Raw genomic sequence first — 17,559 nt, 5'->3', positions numbered from 1 at the left:
TTTAAATACTTTATATCCTCTTTCATTATAATGCATTATAGTATAAATTCCATAAAAAAATTACAGGGGACATTGCACCCCCTGTAATTTAAATGTATTTTTTGAATACGATTACTAGCAATAAGTGATTTTTAGTATGCCATTCTCCATAATCTTAAATACATTCCTTTAATACCTATTTGTTTTAAGTAATCTTCAATATATTCCATCAACATTTTTTTATAACTTTTTTCTTTTGAATCATTATTAACATTTAGCATAACAATTTCTGCTGATTCTTCTTTATTCTCGCCTGCATCTGACTTAATTTCAATACTGCAAAAACCTTTTAAAACATCATCTTCTCTAAGCACAAAAACTCTGAACTTATTATTATTAAGAAATTCATCTAATACATTTCTAGCATTCTTGTCAGTTTTTTCATCTAACAACTTTGGTTTAACTAAATTTATAAGCTTATTTTCGTCATTTAAATTTGCCATTCTAATATTGTACAATTCAAATCACTCCATTCGTTATATTTTATTTAGTTTATCAAATTTAATTAACTTTATTCTATAAATGCAATGAATATTCCTTTATTTTTTTAAATTTATGTATCATTTTTATAAAGCATAATAAAACTCTTTATAAATTCCAATCTATTTTGTTATTTTCTTCTTTATAATGATTTAATCTGTGAGTAGCTGGACCCTCAAGTATTTCACCATCATAAGTAAATCTAGAACCATGACAAGGACAATCCCACGACTTTTCAGCATCATTCCACTTTAATTCACATCCAACATGGGTACAGGTAATATTAACTATATGAAGTTTGCCATCTTCATCTCTGTATGCTCCATATTTGTGACCTTCTATTTCTACTATTTTTCCTTCATCCTTTTTAATGTCTATTCCGTCTTCTCCAGATTTTATTTTTCCTATAATAAGCTCTTTTGCCACATCGAAATTTTCAGCAAACAACTTTCCATATGCCTGTGCTGTAAATTTCCTCGTCGGGTCAAATACCTCTTTCCATGGATTATTTGCCCCTAGAATTTCATCTGTGAGTATTCTAGCAGCTGCTGTTCCATTTGTCATACCCCACTTTTTAAAGCCAGTTGCAACATATATATTTTCCTTTGAACTCATTATCTTTCCTATATATGGCACATTGTCGACGCTTATATAATCTTGAAGTGACCATCTATATGCAATATCATCTACTGTAAAAATATCCTTAGCAAATTTCTCTAAATTCTCATAATGCTCCTCAAAATTATCACCATGAGCCACTTTATGATTTTCTCCTCCAACTAATATAAGTTCCTTTTCTCCATCATTTTGAGCTCTTAAAGAACGTGTAGGATTCTCTGCATTTATAAGCATAAACTTTGGGAATTTTTCCTTAATATGAACCGCAACAGCATAGGATCTCTCTGGTCTTAATCTTGTTAGGTAAAGTCCCATTCCATCGTAGCATGGAAAATGAGAACAAATAATAACCTTTTGTACGGTTATTTTCTTTCCATTAGTCACAACAAGTTCAATCGGATTTCCTGGCCTAACTTCAAATACTTCTGTATTCTCATATATTTGATTTCCTGTTTTAATTATTTTCTCTGCTAATGGTAATAAATATTTTCTAGGATGAAATTGTGCTTGGTTTTCAAAAATAAGTGCTGATTTCATAGGAATATTAATTGGAAGATTATCTACAATTTTTGCTTTTATTCCAAGCATCGTAGCTACATTCAATTCTTTTTCAATATCCTTAACATATTTATCTTCATTTGTGTATACACCTGCAGGCATTTTTTTCAAAATCACAATCTATATTTAATTCTTTTATTGTGTTTTCTATAAAACTTATAGATGCTTCATTAGCATCAGCATACTGTTTTGCACGCTCTACTCCCATGGAATTTATTAACTTATCGTATGTTAAGCTATGTTGTGATGTAATCTTAGCAGTAGTAAAACCAGTAGCTCCCTGAAGTATTTTACTGGCTTCAAGCACAGCAATTTTTACTCCTTGTTTACTTAAAAGAAAACCTGCTGTTATTCCAACAATTCCACCACCTACAATTGCAACATCTACCTTTATGTCTTCCTTTAAAGAAGGATAATTTGTACCTTTCGTTGATTCTATCCAATAGGATTTAAGATATTTGTCATTTACATTTCCCATAAATATTCTCCTCTACAAATAAATTATATAGATACCAGTTCAACTATTAAGTTTCACCCCGGTTTCCATTTACCTATTGTTTAGCATTTGATATTTACGTTAAATTATTCACTTTTCAAATTGTGTAAATATATAGATAAACAAGCTGAAATGTTTAAATTACCAATGTCAAATTTATCCTTATAAATTACAATTTGTCAAGCTGAGTGAAGGGTTTTTAATTCGCCCTGCTCATTAAAAAACTAACTTTTTTCACTTATGTGAAAAGTGAAGGGTTTGACATAGCTTTGCTTGTCAAAGGTGAAGGTTTTTTGTATATTGCTTTTTCTCTATTAACATATAAACACATCCTTCTCTTATCTATATTTTAATGTGTTCGGTCTTTCGTGTCTACAATATTATACTAGCACCAGAAAGCTCTTAAGATTTTAACAATTTGCTGCTTAGATTTATTAATTTTATTTAATATTCCAAGATACTGTTACTTCGCAATATTTATATAATGTACATTCACTTCATTACGCACAAAAAACAAGCACCATTAAACCCAAGTGCTTGCTTATAATCTTAGTCTTCTATAAAATTTTATCTAAGAATGCCTTAGTTCTATCTTCTTTAGGATTTGTAAAAATTTCTTCTGGAGCGGCTTCTTCTACAATCTTGCCACCATCCATAAACATTACTCTATCCGCAACTTCTCTTGCAAAGCCCATTTCATGAGTAACAACAACCATTGTCATTCCTTCTTCTGCAAGTCCCTTCATTACATTTAGAACTTCACCAACAAGTTCTGGGTCGAGAGCAGATGTAGGTTCATCAAAAAGCATTATATCTGGTTCCATACAAAGTGCTCTTGCAATAGCAACTCTTTGCTTTTGTCCACCAGAAAGCTTTGAAGGATAAACGTCCAACTTATCACTTAGTCCAACTTTTGCAATAAGCTTTTCTGCCCTTGCTCTTACCACCGCACTATTTTCCTTTTTCACAGTAATAGCGCTGCCATAACATTTTGTACAACTGTCATATGTGGAAAAAGATTAAAACCTTGAAAAACCATTCCTGTCTTTTCTATGATTCTTCTATATCCTTTTTTATCCTTTAAATTTATAGTTTCACCTTCAATAGTTACTGCTCCTTCATCTGGAACTTCAAGATGATTTAAGCATCTTAAAAAAGTACTTTTTCCTGAACCAGAAGGTCCTATTATAACAAGAACCTCTCCTTTATTAACATTAACATTCAAATTTTGAAAAACAGTAAGTTTTCCAAAATTTTTTAGTTAACCCTTTAGCTTCTATCATTAACGTACTAGCTATCTCGTTAGCTTCTGCCATTAACATAATAATCCTCCCCTTAATAAACCGATAATTTCTTTTCTACACGTGAGAATAAGAAAGTAAATACAGTTGTCATTATAAGATAGAAAACACCTGTTGCAAAATATGGAGTAACCGCATCACCAGAAGCTGATACAAAAAGCTGAGCTTTTCTTAAAAGTTCTTCCATTGTTATTACTGAAACTAAGGAAGTATCTTTGATTAAAGCAATAAACTCATTTCCCATTGGCGGAATTATTACTCTGAAAGCTTGCGGTAAAATTATCTTTTTCATAGTTTGAAAATAAGTAAATCCAAGTGCCTTCGAAGCTTCAAATTGTCCTTTATCTATAGCCAAAATACCACTTCTTATTATTTCAGCAACATATGCTCCTGAATTTAAACTAAGTCCAAGTATAGCTGCCTGCATAGCTGTAATTTGAATTCCTAAAGCAGGAAGTCCATAATAAAACACATAAAGTTGAAGCAAAAGTGGCGTTCCTCTAAATATCCATGTATAAAAGGCACCTATAGAATTTAACACCTTATTAGATGAAATCTTTAATATAGCAATTATAAGTGCAATTATGCATCCACATACAATTGCTATGACAGTAAGTTCAACAGTTACAACAGTTCCATTTAAAAGTACTGGCAGCACCTTATTTAGTGAACCAAAATCCATAAAAATAATCTCCCTCCATCAGCCACTTATAAGTATATTTAAAAAGCTCAAAGCCGCTGGTTCTCATATATGCTTGTCGCATTTTTATTCAAATTAAGCTTAAGTATTTATACAATTTCTGAATTAATTATACACAAAAACTCACCATCAATCAATGTTTTATGCATAAAATTAACTCCATCATTGGATATTTATTACTAAAATTCTATATTAATAACCTCTTTCTATATTCACTATATTACTTAGTCCTTCACCATTTTTATATTTCACCATATTATCATAAATAAGTTCGTACAATCTATTGTCCCTATTTTGGGAAGTCCACGAATTATGTGGAGTCACTATTACATTTTCAAAATCCCATAATGGATTTTCCTCTTCAAGGGGTTCTTTCTCAAAAACATCTAAAGCAGCTCCGCCTATCTTTTTATTTTCAATGTTTTCGATTAATCTTTTTTCATCGACTACCTCACCCCTTGATGCATTTACAAAAACAACTCCCTCCTTCATAAACGAAAATTCTTTTTCACCTATAAAGTGAACTGTATTTTTAGTAAGAGGCAGCAAACAAATTACAATATCACATTTTTTAAGCATAACTTGGATTTCAACATTAGAATAGCATTTATCAAAATAAAACACATCTCTTCCATTAGTGTTAAGTCCTAAAACTTCAACATCAAATCCTTTTAATCTTTTTGCTGTCTCAATTGCTATACTCCCTGTTCCTATTATTCCTACAGTACTCTTATATAATTCTTTAAGTGAAAAATTTAATTTCCACAGTTTTTTCTCCTTATTTCTATAAAAACTATAACTTTGTTTCAAAATATCAAGAATTGCAGATACTATCCATTCTGATATAGGTATACTGTAACTATCCTTATTATTTGTTAAAGTGATAGAAGTTCCTCTAAGCTTTTCCTTTGGTACATGATCAATACCATCACTAGCAAGCTGAATCCATTTTAAGCTCTTCATTTTACTGATATCCAAACTTTTAAAAGCATCATAGGTAAATAGCATTTCTATATCCTTTAATTCATCTGAATACTTTATTTCATGATCCTTATTTATAATTATTTCATATCCTAAATCTTTTAATTTGTCTATTTTATCTTTTTCAAAATCATTAGTAAATAATGCTTTAATTTTCATATGTAAACCTCCCATTTGTCAAGTTTAATTTTGCATTTTATTAAATAATTACGCTCTTTTTTATTAATATGTTATCATAAACAGTTTATTTTTTCAATATGATTATTCGTCTTTCTCTTTACTTATATATTATTAATTTTAAAAATTACGGTGAATCATTTCTAGACAATAAATTTCTTGATACGCATGAATCAAGAAAAAATAAGATTTTTGAGATAAGAATAAAAAGGGCTTTTGCATTAGCGGTTTTTAGCTAAATACAACAGCCCATTAAAAAAACAAATTTATGTTCATATTTTTTTATTCCCTTTTGATAAATTCCAAATTCATATGTAAAACTTGTTGAAAATAATGTTATTTTTTTATTACTTGTAGGAAGTTTCCTAACTGTCTCGAATTCTTCAAAATAAATATATGCAAAATTACATGGCATTTCTATAAACGAAATTCTTGGATTAGATATGCTTAAAAATCTGTATCCTTTTAATTAATTTCTGAAAGTTGATTTTTTATGCATTCATATCCATTTGCCATAGATTCTATACTTGATGAGCATGATTCTTCACCCAAGCCCTCAAAATCTTTAGATATATTTGATGATAATATTCTAAGTTCCTTTATTAAATGGTCTAAATCCGTTACTATTCCATCTACTTTCTGTCTTGTAGTGTTATCCATAAAATTGCCTTCCTTTCTTAAAAATTATCTACTTGCCATATTAAGCAGCGTTCTCTCAGCTCTTTGAAATGTATCAGCTGCATAATTTAAGTAATCTATATTTTCCCTAAATTTATCACTACTGTATTCCATATAACTTGATTTCAATAAATTTAATATATTTTTGCTAAAATCTATATCTGCATTAAAATATAATTCATTTATTCTTTCTTCTATGTCACAAGCACTTCTTCTTAAGTGCTGAAGCTTGTCTGCATGTTCCCTTAGCTTGCCAAAATCCACATATATGCGCGTTCTAATAGATGCCACACCATAAATGCCATCACCACTTGAAAAACCTCTTTTTATAACACTCTCTACTTTCTGAACTTCTTCACTTAAAGCCTTAGAGCCTTCATCTGCAATTGCCACTACTGTGCTTTCTATATCATTAATAAAATCAACATTTTCTCCATCAAAAAACTCATTCTCTACTTCATCCTCAATTTTTTCTACATCATCTTCTAAATCACTTACAAACTTTTCCTTCATATCGTTTAATTCAGCTAGCATTTTATCAAAAACATTATCAAGTTTAATATATTTTTCCAGAGTTTCTTTTAGCACTTCAACTGTAACTTCTTTATCATACAAAACATTTGTAAGTATATCTGAAATTATTCCTGGAGCACCTTTTCCAAACTCACCTACAAGTTTTGTAAATATAATTGCCTCTAACTCCTTGCCAAGATTATTTTTATTCTTAATTATCCAATCTAAATACTTATCTAATGGTCTGCCATTTTTTATATTCCAATCGTATAAGCTTTGTGTTAATGCTTCTGTTAACATAGAGCCACTGCTTCTATTCTCTTTTACTAAATTATTATTCTCATCCCAATAAAATGCCTGCAAAGCATGTGGTATAAATGTATCTACTGCCTCACTTTGTCCTGCTCCTTGATTATAATCATTAACCTTCACAATCTTATCATCAAGTTCTAGATAATATGCTTCGTTCATTTTGCAAAACACTCTATTTTCTGAATGAAACAAGAGTGCTCCTACTTTATCATCTGAAGCTACAAAATTTGTTATTCCCGATTCTTTTAATCTTTCCCTTGCTTCCTCTGAAATAGCCTCATCTATTCCCGGTGCATCAAATGCTATACCAGTAGCATTATCAAATTGTGAACACGCATATAATGCATTTGCTCCTCCTTTTGAATGCCCTGTTACATATATTTTTGCACTTCCTATACTATTAGCCTCTACAAAGCTTTTTACATCTTGAAACTGCCTTGATTTTCCTTCCACGCCCATCGTATAGTTATCTGTCCAATCCACTCCTAAAAAGCCGTCACGCTGCCCTTCTGGAGTATCACTTTCAGAGCCTCTAAATACAAAATGTGCATTCCCCTCGGGATCTTTAAACGAATACGCAACAAATCCATCAAAGTTTCCAGAGGTATTGTTGTTTTCATAGTCGGTAAATCTTAAATTACTTAACTGAGGGTCGGATTGTATTTCTTTAAATACTTCTTTTACATCTGATGAAGTTAAAGAACCATCATACTTGAGATTTTCAATATTATAGCTGCCATTTTTGTTCTGAAAATGTTTTATAATATCACCTAATGTCCTTTTTCCTTTCAAATATTTAGCGTCATCTGGCGTATTAAATATCTGAGTATAAGCAAATTCACTTAATAAATACGACCGTCTTTCTTCAGATAAGTTTTCCACTTCAATATCCTCCCTAATATTTAAAGTTCTTTAATATGTCATTAACGCCAGATATATTGTCAAGTTCGGTATCATATATGACATTTAAAAGTTTGCCTTCTTTGTATAATTTTTCATCATCCAATTCTCCACTATTTCTTCTGTTTTTAATATAATAGTCCTTATAATTACTATTTATGAAGTATACGGCAAACTCATAAGTTTTAATTTTATTATCTAAAATAATAGATTTAAAAACCTGATATACTTTGTCAGCTTCTTTCTGTTTATTAAAATTTCCATTTAAGAATACATAATATACAAATTTTATGTATCCACTATTAGGGTTATTAGCTATAGCCTGTTGATAGTTCATTTTTCTTGTACTTACATTTGTGTTTTCTTTTATTTCAAAGTAATAACTAATGTCTTCTCCATAAATTTCTTTTAGCTTATTTCCAACAATTGGGCTTCCTTCTTTTGACCACTTAACATCCATATAATTATCGCTAAATTTACCGCCCCTATAATCTATTTCAAATTTCAAGCTTTTATCTTTTTTTGGATATGCCACTGCATGATCGTAATTCGATATTCCACCTTCATCTGTATGCTTCATTGGCACTTCTACTACAAAATCTTCTTTGTATGCATCCTTTATATACTTCTCCATCTTAATTTGTACTGATCCTTCTTTCTTTGTATCACTTTGTCCGCACCCCACCATGATTCCTCCTATTAAAACAAGTATTAAAATAACTGATATCTTTTTTCTTTTTATTTTTATGCTCATTACTTTTATCCTTTCATTTATATACTGTAATGCTATAATATTACTTTTTCTTGTTTTCCTCAAGCATATTTTAATAAAATTAAATATCCTGTTAAATTTAAAATGCTGAATATAAGTTTACTTTCTGTAGATAATGTCATCAATTAATAAAAGTAAAATGAATTTTCTATACATTTCCTCAACATTCCTCGGAACAATCTCATAAAATGTTTTCCTTTCTTTCAATGAACTTAATAAACTTACTTTCTGATAGTAATTTCATGTGTTATAAACTCACCATTAAAGAAAAAGCTGTATGTTGTAAAGGGTGATGGTGCATTGAGTTAAATTTCAAGTTATCTATCCATAAGATCATCATCTCATGTTATAATTTTCATATACCAATTTCATTTCTCAGAAGGAAGGAAATACCATGAAACTCAAAGATCCATATGCAGGAATCCTATTAAAATTAGAAAGAATAAAACAAAATAAAGGTCAAAAAGAAATTTGCTTTGGGATTTGTGTTCCAAGCTATTTAAGTAAAATAGAACGGAATTTAGTTCAAGCCGACAAAAGTATTTTGGCGGATCTGTTTAAACGATTAAACATAAAATACTGCTTTGAAGAAGAATTTATAAAATCAGCAAAAAGTTTAATTAAGGAATACTTTAGAAATCGACTTTATGGCCTAGACAATGAAAAAATATTTGGTGAACTAAAAAAATTAAATATCTCCCTAAGTTACAGCTCTCTTGCAATTGATTGGTTACTTATTCAGGGCTTTGAAAATGATAAGAATGTTCCTACACTGCTCTCTCAATTAGAGGATGTAATGACAGAACGTCAGCTTGCTTTATATTATATTGTTCAACCCTTAGATAACCGCAGTACAAATAAAAGGCTGCGTTTATATAAAAAAGCTCATGGATTTCTAAATAACAGCTGCAGCCTGTTATATGTTATGTGGGCTTATTTTCTTTTAGGTCAATATGATAAAGTCAATGAATGTGCTAACCAATGTATTTCCCTAGCTTTAGAAGAAGGTAATACTTGGTCTTTAGCTAAATGCTTTGATATGCAGGGAAATGTTTACGCAGCTTTAAATATTGAACCCCTGATGCTGCAATTTTATAAAAGATATATTAATCTACTTCAAAACACACCATGGTGTAAAAAAGTTAAGTGGAACTTATTATAATATTGGAGCTACATATTTGCAAAATGGTAAATATGAATTAGCTATGAAATACCTTGATAAAGTAACAGGCGCAGAGTGGGATTTTCTTTTAAATCATAAAAAAGCACTTGTTAAAATAAGAAGTGGACATAGTGGCGAAGCAAAAGAATTTCTTGAAATAATGAAAAAATGGCTTCTTAATAACAGTAATGCTGAAGTTGAGCAATTAATGTATGAAGAAGTAATTATGGAAATAAATAAAAATTTCTTATCAGAGCCTGATTTCGTAAATTTGCTTGAAAAGCTTACATTGGTATTAAAAAAAGAAAGGCATCCAGGATACTACTTATTCTATCGCAATCTTTTAAAAGAAGCTTATTGTAAACAAAGGAAATATAAAAAAGCACTGAGCCTAAAGTAACTTTCCTCAAAAATCCAAAAATGCTTTCTTAAGTTATAAAATAAGCATAATAAATTCTCAAAATATATCTCTTGAAGCATGTTAAGAATCATAATACTATGATTACAGGAGGTATATTTTATGAAAAGAAGTAAGTTATGGACTAAGGATTTCAGTTTAATTACATTTTCAACTATATTATCAGTAATAGGTGGCCAAGCAATGGATTTACCTATCAGTTTACTCGTTTTTGATAAAACAAAATCTACTTTTTTGTCAGCTATTATAATGGTGTGCGGCATGCTTCCAAACATTCTATTTTCAATTGCCATTGCACCAATTATTGATAAAAGAAGCAAAAAGAAGTGGATTGTAAGACTAGATATTTTAATGACTGCAATATATTTTTTAACAGGAATTTACGTTTTAAATCATCCATTTAATTACGCTCTCTATGTTATTTTTACTTTAGTTGTAGGTACAATTTCTGTATTTTACCACTTGAGTTATTCCTCCTGGTATCCTGATCTTATTCCAGCTGGAATGGAACAAAAAGGATATGCGGTTAGCGGTACTATTTATCCAACAGTTTCAATTGTCATGGCACCATTTGCAGCCCTTCTATACAAAAATCTTCCCCTAGGATATATCTTTATAGCAGTTTCTATTTTAACCTTAATTGCCGTTATATCTGAAGTAAACATTACAGAAACAATTTCAAAAACTGCTGAAAAATATGATTTTAGGCAATATAAAAATGACATAAAAGAAGGCTTTGCTTTTTTAAAGAAGGAAAAAGGAATAAGAAATATATATACTTATATGAGTATCACTAATGGAGCCTCCGACGGTATTTCTGTTATAACTCAGGCTTTTTATCAAACACAGCCCTGGCTTACTGTTACAATGCTTGGTTTCTTAAAAAGTGCCGAAACCTTAGGAAGAGTATTTGGAGGGCTTTTTCAATACAAGAAAGAAATACCTTCAAGCAAAAGGTATTCCTTAACAAAGTTCGTTTATATATTTTACGATTCAATGGATTCAGTTCTGCTCTTTATGCCCTATCCTTTAATGTTGATTAATAGATTTTTGTGTGGAGCACTCGGAACAACTAGTGCTACTTTAAGAGAAGCTGCCGTGCAATCCTACTTACCCCAATCAATTAGAACAAGAATTAATGCATTTTTTAATGTTATATTTGCTGCCGGTGGTATTGTTTTTCAACTTGCTGCAGGCTCTTTAGGTCAATTTTTATCATACAGAATTGTCGCTTTAAGCTTAGGCTTATTTACTTTAAGCAGTGCATTTATATTCATTTGCCTTCCAGCTAAAGAGAATCGTAAGGTTTATGAAGCAACTAAAAGGGCTGTGTAACTACTATTTTTTAACCACCCTATATGAATATATAATAAATACTATAGAAGCTATTACCCCCAGACCACTTACAAGCATCGCAACTCTAATAGGTCCAAGCATTAAGCTATCTGTTCTAAGAGATTCTATAAAAAATCTTCCCAGCGAATATAAACCTATATACAAGAAAAATACTAATCCCTTCTTCTTTGCCTTCCTTATAACTATAAGCAGTATTATAAATACAAGGAAATCCCACAAGGACTCATATAAAAATGTAGGATGATAATAAGTTCCATCAATAAACATTCCCTTTTGAATAAATTTAGGAAAATGCTGTATAAATTTTTCACTCACAGGTCCACCATGAGCTTCTTGATTAAAGAAATTTCCCCATCTTCCCATAGCCTGAGCAATTATTATGGATGGTACAATTACGTCCATAAGTTTTAAGAAGTTGACTTTTTTATGTCTGCACATTATAAATGCAGTTCCAATTCCAAATATAAGTCCTCCATGTATAGCAAGGCCACCATTTCTTATATTTATCATTTCTAATATATTACCATTATATGTATTAAACTGAAATACAACAAAGTACAGCCTAGCACCAATTATACCAACGATAAGAGAAACAAGTGCTATATCTATTATTGTATCGTAATCAATTTCTCTCCATTTGCAATTAAAATTAGCTACCAAAAAACCTAAGAGAACACCTAAAGATATTAGTATTCCATACCATTTTATATCAAATCCCAAAATTGAAAATGCAACTGAGTTCATATCTCCACTTCCTATCTTATTTAATTAAAAGTTTCTATAATAATGGCGAAAACAACCTGCTTAATCCTTCTTTTAGCTTATTCCATACCCCCCGTGATTTATATTTTTCTATTGTCATCATTTCCGATTTTTTGCATCATCATCAAAAATATCTATACATTTTTGAGCAAATTCCGTATCATAAATAAATGCATTTATTTCAAAATCAAGTGAAAAACTTCTTATGTCGAGATTTGCAGTACCAAGAGAAACCACTTCGCCATCTACTGCTACCATTTTAGAATGCAAAAAACCCTTATATAAGTATACCTTAATACCATAATCAAGTAAATCCTGAATATAAGATGTAGTAGCATGGTATACAAATTTTTTATCTGGTGTTAATGGCAGCATTATTCTTACATCAACTCCGGACATAGCCGATATCTTAAGTGCTTCTAAAAATGAATCATCTGGTATAAAGTAGGGTGTTTGGAGATACACTTTACTTTTAGCAGAATTAATTAGCTTGATGTATCCCATTTTTATTTGTTCTCCACTTAAATCCGGACCACTTGAAACAATTTGAACTCCTATCTTTCCAGTGCCACCATTATTATTAAAAAACCTTTTTAGTCTGTTATTTTCATTTATAGCTTCATCCTTAGTTGCATAATACCAATCCATCAAAAATCTTTCTTGAAGAAACATGACGGAAGTTCCAACAATTCTAAGATGAGTATCTCTCCACGGTCTTAATCTTTTGCTTCTTCCTTTTCCATTTCCCATATATTCATCGCCTATATTTATGCCGCCAACATATCCAATGCTTCCATCTATCACAACTATTTTACGATGATTTCTATAATTTATGCTGCAATAGGTTCCAAAACTAAGAGGAAAAAACCTTGCTACCTTTCCACCTGATTTTTTCAATTTATTAAACATCCTGGATGGGGTATGAAAACTTCCAACATGATCATATAAAACTCGCACTTCTACTCCTTGCTTTGCCTTTTTGGTAAGCAAATCCACAATTTTTTTACCTATAGTATCATTTTTAATAATAAAGTATAAAATATTTATGGTTTCCTTTGCATTTTTTATATCCTTTAAGAGAGCTTCATATTTATCCTTTCCATTTGTAAAAATGCTGACTTCATTATCCTGAGAATATATACTTCTGCTTGAGTTTATATTCATTTCTATAATATCTTTGTACTTTGCTATATTTTCATCATTAAATAATTTATCATCGTTATTAAGCAAATACTTCTCTTTAAGTAACCAACCATTATATACAATGTCATACTCCTTTTTTAAGCGAAAAATCCTTTTTTGATTAGGTCTTAAATTTCTTCCAAAATGAAATACAATAAAAAGCCTAATACAGGAATTAAACTGAGTATTAATATCCAAACTGTAGCAGTCAATGGCTTTTTTCTTTCTGCATAAATTGTTATAACAATTGATATAAAATTTATAAAATATATTATTACTATAGTTATTGCAAAAGGCGAAATCTCCATACTCTCACTCCCTTCTTAATTTTTGTATAAACTGTATTTAATATTAATAAATAAAATCATATATCAAATTTTAACATAACTATACAAAAACTTTAAGTGAATTATTGATTAACATTATATAATATGCCTTAAAACAAAAATTGCGATGTACCTAAATTTATTTACATCGCAATTTCTCTATTCAAATGAATCCTTTGAAGATGCAAATATTACTGGCGCCTTAGATATTTCTCTTATTTTATTACACCAGTAAAATCCATCAAAGTACGGAAGTATAACATCCATTATTTTATACATTTGCATCACCTTAAGCTTATAATACATTATGAGTAATCAAAAAATCAATTTTTATATTAATGTAATAAAAATACACTTTTTTAAACATAAAAACATTTACAGTAAATTACATAAATGATATGATATTAATATACACATAGTTTTAGATAACAAAGGGGTTTTTAACATGGAATGTGTTGAAATACTGTCACCAGGTGACAAATTAAAATTATTAAGAAAAAAATACAAACTAAGACAAGAAGAAGTTTTCCGGAAGTAAAATAACTAGAAACCTAATAAGCGAAATTGAAACAAACAAGGCAACTCTTACTAGAAATACTGCTGAAATAATATTGGAAAACTTAAACCACCTTTCAAAAAAACATAATTTTAATTTTACTGAAACTATTGATTATTTAATGGAAGACGAGCTTTCTCAGGCAAATAAAATCTTAGATGTCTATATTAATGAGTTAAAAAGTGTTTTTTCCGTATAAAGATAGAACTTTTTTCGAAAAATTAAAGGCCGTTGAATCTTTTTTAATCAAATGGGACATAAAAGAGAAAAAAATACAAATATATGAACTTGCTGGAGATTATTTTAGCAGCGTAAATAATTATTACAAAGGTGCTTTGTATTATGAAAAAGCATTTAATTTGATGAATAAACTTACCTGTACTCCAGAATTATTAGGACTTTTAAAAAAATTATCAAGAATTTACACTTACACAAATAGACATCCTGAAAGTATTGAATGTTGTCAATTTGCACTCGATCATTTTCCAGATATGCCAAACCACTATACTGCTATATTTTTATTTAATAGGTCAATATCATTTAAAAATCTGAAACAATTCAACAAGTCAATAAAGACTTTAGAACTTGTAGAAAATTATATAGATAAGAATAACTTAGATAAGTTAATTGAAGTTTGGAATAATAAGGGATCATGCTTTCTAGATTTAAAAGAATATGGAAAGGCTCTTGAGATATTTATTAAAATTTTCAAATTAGTACAAGAAAAAACTAACATGGATAAATTTATGATTGTTATAACAAATTTAATACAATGCTATATAGGTTTAAATGATATCGAAAATGCAAACAAATATTTAAAAGTTGCGCTCGACAATTTGCCAGATTATCTTAGCGCTAATAGCGAATATGCTCCTGAAGTATGTTGTGAACTTGGGGATATATTCAAAAACTTAAATAGATTAAAAGAAGCAGAAAAACATTACTTAAATGCTTTAAAATTTAGCAAGGATGAAAAAGTTTTTACTATAACAAAAAGAACGCTGTGTAATTTAATAGATATATATGCCTCTTTAGATTACACAGAAAAAATAGATGAAATAGAAATGGAAGCTTTTATTCTTTCAAACATTGAGACAAAATTAAACAATGATATTATGTATAAATTGATTAACTTTTATAGTATACATAATATGAATAATAAAATAAGTAGGCTATGTAAATTAGCTCTAGAGTTTAATTAGAAAAGAGGTTTTTATAATGAATTTTAAAAAAATACTATTAACTGGGACAAAATTATTCTTTACATTTTCTATTGTATTTATATCTCTTTCTTCAATATTCCGTGGTTGGTGATATTTTAGAAAACTTAAATACGAAAAGTAGGACTTAAATTATGTATTAAATTTATAATTTAAGTCCTACTTTTCTTTAATCACTCTCAATAGGATTCTCTGGTCCCCTTAACTTCAATTCATAAAAAACAAGATCAAGCCACTTTCCAAATTTAAATCCTGACTTTTCTATTGTTCCAGCATACTCAAAGCCAAGTTTTTTATGCAATTCTATGCTGCCACTATTTTCCGAATCAATGGCTGCTACCATAATTGCATACCCCTGCTCATTAGCAACCTCAATTAACTTTTTCATTAATTTTTTCCAATACCCCTTTTTCTATAATCCTTATGTACATACACTGAATGTTCTAAAGAATATTTATACGCTGGATAAGCTCTAAACTGCTCAAAGGTTGCAAATCCAACAACCTTATCATCTTCTTCAAATACTATTACTGGATGATTGTTTTGTTTCCTTTCATAATACCACTGTTTCCTTTCTTCAATATCATGAGGTTCATATGCATATATCGCCGTAGTATTAAGTATTGCATAATTATAGATTTCTAAAATTTCCATCAAATCATTTTCATTTGCTTCTCGTATCAATTTTATAGCCCCCTTAAATTTCATTTAAAAATTGCACAAGCCTCATATAGCTTGTGCAATATATATTCCTTAACTACGTCCTCTTATTTTCTTTATAGCTAATACAACTGGCACTATTATAACAACTGCAACAGCAGATTCTATAGAACCATTAAGCCCAGCAACCCCATATATAGCTTTTGCAGCACCACTTACACTTATTTTAGCAGCCTGTGCATATCTTTCTGCATACAAGAAATAAATCATTGTAAGTACTCCAACAGTATTGGTAAGTGTTCCAACTACAGCGGTTATACCAATTCTAAGTGGTTCATTGCACTTTTTAAGTAATGCATAAGTATAATAAGCAGTAACCCCTATAAGCACTCTTGGTAAAATTGCAACCAATGGATTCATAAAGGCAAAAGAAAGCACACTAGGAGTCATCATATTTTGGATCATACTAAATACTCCAAACATAAGTCCTACTAAAATTCCAACAACAGGTCCTTCTATAATTGCACCTATAATTACTGGAATGTGCATAATTGTTGCATGAGCAATTGGAAATGGTATGAAGCCATAACCAGTTAGTCCCAAAGTTACAGAAATTGCAGATAACAGCCCAACAATAGTTAGTTGCCTTGTCTCAAATTTACTCTTAGCTAATACATTTTTATTCAATTTTTCCCTCCGTTCTTATTCCACTTTAAGGATATAAGTCGAATAATATAAATTAATTTTATTTAGGCTACAGTTTCAGAAGAATACTGTTTCCAAAGAAATTCAAGATTATTATATCACACAATTTAAAATTTTTTAACAAATAATTTAAAAAAGTACTGTTACTTCTCGTAAAGGATAAAGCAAAAAATGATAGGATTAATAAAAACTCTATCATTTCTCATAAAATTAATTTTTAACCATCTTATCAAATGCTTTTTCTACTTTTGACTTATCCTTAGAAATAACAAAAATTATAAAATTTTGTCTATCCTGCAATAAACTATTTTTAATTAACTTATATTTCTCAGGTGAACTTCCTTTAAAATCATTAGCTCGTTCATTTAACCTTTTTTGTATCTTATACCTAAGTTCATTTATACTACTTAAATACTTAACTTTAAGAACTAAAATTTCTTCAGGATTATCTTTGGATTTTGATGTATATAAAGCAAAATCTGTAAGTTCAACTTTATTTATCTTATATAAATCTTCAAGTCCTTTAGCATCTTCTTTTTTTAATGTAGATATATCTCCAATATTTTTAATTTTTTCATCAAATTCCTTAACTGTTACACTTCCTTGATCTATGCAACCTGAAGTCATAAAAATAATTATAACCACAACACTAATCAATCGAAAAATCTTACTCAACCAAACATCCCC

General features: G+C 29.6%; 15 protein-coding genes and 5 pseudogenes. 4 read left to right on the top strand and 16 right to left on the bottom strand.

All coding sequences use genetic code 11. The annotated features are described in order from the left end of the window. Nucleotides 1-131: 131 nt before the first annotated feature. The 9 genes and pseudogenes from AGR56_RS11255 to AGR56_RS19540 form a co-directional block, all read right to left on the bottom strand. Entirely contained in the window at nucleotides 132-497 is a 366-nt protein-coding gene (locus tag AGR56_RS11255; protein ID WP_053242319.1) for a GNAT family N-acetyltransferase, read from the bottom strand. Between the two features lie 130 nt (nucleotides 498-627). Beyond that, nucleotides 628-2,173: pseudogene (locus AGR56_RS11250) on the bottom strand (FAD-dependent oxidoreductase). Nucleotides 2,174-2,748: 575 nt separating this feature from the next. After that, nucleotides 2,749-3,474, bottom strand: a pseudogene (locus tag AGR56_RS11245) (amino acid ABC transporter ATP-binding protein). Between the two features lie 52 nt (nucleotides 3,475-3,526). Beyond that, nucleotides 3,527-4,174, bottom strand: coding sequence for an amino acid ABC transporter permease (locus AGR56_RS11240; RefSeq protein WP_053242318.1), 648 nt, complete (start codon nucleotides 4,172-4,174; stop codon nucleotides 3,527-3,529). A 210-nt stretch (nucleotides 4,175-4,384) separates the two neighbouring features. After that, the gene (locus tag AGR56_RS11235; protein ID WP_053242317.1) at nucleotides 4,385-5,332 is read right to left on the bottom strand and encodes a phosphoglycerate dehydrogenase; all 948 of its coding nucleotides are present in this window, start codon (nucleotides 5,330-5,332) and stop codon (nucleotides 4,385-4,387) included. A 483-nt stretch (nucleotides 5,333-5,815) separates the two neighbouring features. Continuing rightward, the gene (locus AGR56_RS11225) at nucleotides 5,816-6,010 is read right to left on the bottom strand and encodes a hypothetical protein (protein ID WP_053242315.1); all 195 of its coding nucleotides are present in this window, start codon (nucleotides 6,008-6,010) and stop codon (nucleotides 5,816-5,818) included. A gap of 24 nt (nucleotides 6,011-6,034) precedes the next feature. Then, complete coding sequence (locus AGR56_RS11220; RefSeq protein ID WP_053242314.1) at nucleotides 6,035-7,735, bottom strand: Mbeg1-like protein; 1,701 nt, start codon at nucleotides 7,733-7,735, stop codon at nucleotides 6,035-6,037. A gap of 13 nt (nucleotides 7,736-7,748) precedes the next feature. Next, entirely contained in the window at nucleotides 7,749-8,507 is a 759-nt protein-coding gene (locus AGR56_RS11215; RefSeq protein ID WP_157055743.1) for a hypothetical protein, read from the bottom strand. A 199-nt stretch (nucleotides 8,508-8,706) separates the two neighbouring features. Further along, nucleotides 8,707-8,827, bottom strand: a pseudogene (locus tag AGR56_RS19540) (YoaP domain-containing protein); the annotation flags it as partial. 92 nt (nucleotides 8,828-8,919) lie between these two features. Between AGR56_RS19540 and AGR56_RS11210 the strand changes: the two are divergent. The 3 genes from AGR56_RS11210 to AGR56_RS11200 all read left to right on the top strand — a co-directional run bounded on the left by AGR56_RS11210 (nucleotide 8,920) and on the right by AGR56_RS11200 (nucleotide 11,440). Beyond that, a complete protein-coding gene (locus AGR56_RS11210) occupies nucleotides 8,920-9,687 on the top strand; it encodes a hypothetical protein (protein WP_053242312.1) in 768 nt (255 codons plus the stop codon). Nucleotides 9,688-9,703: 16 nt separating this feature from the next. Further along, nucleotides 9,704-10,087, top strand: coding sequence for a hypothetical protein (locus AGR56_RS11205; protein WP_053242311.1), 384 nt, complete (start codon nucleotides 9,704-9,706; stop codon nucleotides 10,085-10,087). A 120-nt stretch (nucleotides 10,088-10,207) separates the two neighbouring features. Next, on the top strand, nucleotides 10,208-11,440 hold the full coding sequence (locus AGR56_RS11200) for an MFS transporter (RefSeq protein WP_053242310.1): 1,233 nt from the start codon (nucleotides 10,208-10,210) through the stop codon (nucleotides 11,438-11,440). 3 nt (nucleotides 11,441-11,443) lie between these two features. On the opposite strand, the gene lgt is transcribed toward AGR56_RS11200, so the two are convergent. From lgt to AGR56_RS19535, 4 genes and pseudogenes are all read right to left on the bottom strand, one after another. Further along, complete coding sequence (gene lgt / locus AGR56_RS11195; RefSeq protein ID WP_053242309.1) at nucleotides 11,444-12,205, bottom strand: prolipoprotein diacylglyceryl transferase; 762 nt, start codon at nucleotides 12,203-12,205, stop codon at nucleotides 11,444-11,446. Between the two features lie 117 nt (nucleotides 12,206-12,322). Continuing rightward, on the bottom strand, nucleotides 12,323-13,603 hold the full coding sequence (gene cls / locus AGR56_RS11190; protein WP_347460466.1) for a cardiolipin synthase: 1,281 nt from the start codon (nucleotides 13,601-13,603) through the stop codon (nucleotides 12,323-12,325). Next, a complete protein-coding gene (locus AGR56_RS23425; protein ID WP_347460465.1) occupies nucleotides 13,534-13,713 on the bottom strand; it encodes a PLDc N-terminal domain-containing protein in 180 nt (59 codons plus the stop codon). Before AGR56_RS23425 ends, cls begins: the two co-directional genes overlap by 70 nt. A 164-nt stretch (nucleotides 13,714-13,877) precedes the next feature. Next, nucleotides 13,878-14,001 (bottom strand): annotated as a pseudogene (locus AGR56_RS19535) (DNA-binding response regulator); the annotation flags it as partial. Between the two features lie 468 nt (nucleotides 14,002-14,469). On the opposite strand from AGR56_RS19535, the gene AGR56_RS11185 reads away from it, so the two are divergent. After that, the gene (locus AGR56_RS11185; protein WP_053242308.1) at nucleotides 14,470-15,489 is read left to right on the top strand and encodes a tetratricopeptide repeat protein; all 1,020 of its coding nucleotides are present in this window, start codon (nucleotides 14,470-14,472) and stop codon (nucleotides 15,487-15,489) included. A 187-nt stretch (nucleotides 15,490-15,676) separates the two neighbouring features. On the opposite strand, the pseudogene AGR56_RS11180 reads toward AGR56_RS11185, so the two are convergent. From AGR56_RS11180 to AGR56_RS11170, 3 genes and pseudogenes are all read right to left on the bottom strand, one after another. Beyond that, nucleotides 15,677-16,161: pseudogene (locus AGR56_RS11180) on the bottom strand (N-acetyltransferase family protein). 99 nt (nucleotides 16,162-16,260) lie between these two features. Further along, the gene (locus AGR56_RS11175; protein WP_053242307.1) at nucleotides 16,261-16,854 is read right to left on the bottom strand and encodes an ECF transporter S component; all 594 of its coding nucleotides are present in this window, start codon (nucleotides 16,852-16,854) and stop codon (nucleotides 16,261-16,263) included. Nucleotides 16,855-17,082: 228 nt separating this feature from the next. Continuing rightward, nucleotides 17,083-17,547 (bottom strand): DUF4358 domain-containing protein, encoded by a 465-nt coding sequence (locus tag AGR56_RS11170; RefSeq protein ID WP_053242306.1) that lies wholly within the window; start codon nucleotides 17,545-17,547, stop codon nucleotides 17,083-17,085. Nucleotides 17,548-17,559 lie beyond the last annotated feature (12 nt).

This window comes from Clostridium sp. DMHC 10 (assembly GCF_001270375.1).
Lineage (GTDB): Bacteria > Bacillota > Clostridia > Clostridiales > Clostridiaceae > Clostridium_S > Clostridium_S guangxiense.
Note: the sequence above shows the minus strand (reverse complement) of the source record. Positions and strands in the feature narration are given on the sequence as shown.

Excerpts from the sequence above, each read along its gene's own strand:
- AGR56_RS23425 (WP_347460465.1), bottom strand. The coding sequence starts at position 13,713 with ATGGAGATTTCGCCTTTTGCAATAACTATAGTAATAATATATTTTATA.
- AGR56_RS11225 (WP_053242315.1), bottom strand. The coding sequence starts at position 6,010 with ATGGATAACACTACAAGACAGAAAGTAGATGGAATAGTAACGGATTTA.
- AGR56_RS11240 (WP_053242318.1), bottom strand. The coding sequence starts at position 4,174 with ATGGATTTTGGTTCACTAAATAAGGTGCTGCCAGTACTTTTAAATGGA.
- AGR56_RS11215 (WP_157055743.1), bottom strand. The coding sequence starts at position 8,507 with ATGAGCATAAAAATAAAAAGAAAAAAGATATCAGTTATTTTAATACTT.
- AGR56_RS11200 (WP_053242310.1), top strand. The coding sequence starts at position 10,208 with ATGAAAAGAAGTAAGTTATGGACTAAGGATTTCAGTTTAATTACATTT.
- lgt (WP_053242309.1), bottom strand. The coding sequence starts at position 12,205 with ATGAACTCAGTTGCATTTTCAATTTTGGGATTTGATATAAAATGGTAT.
- AGR56_RS11235 (WP_053242317.1), bottom strand. The coding sequence starts at position 5,332 with ATGAAAATTAAAGCATTATTTACTAATGATTTTGAAAAAGATAAAATA.
- AGR56_RS11210 (WP_053242312.1), top strand. The coding sequence starts at position 8,920 with ATGAAACTCAAAGATCCATATGCAGGAATCCTATTAAAATTAGAAAGA.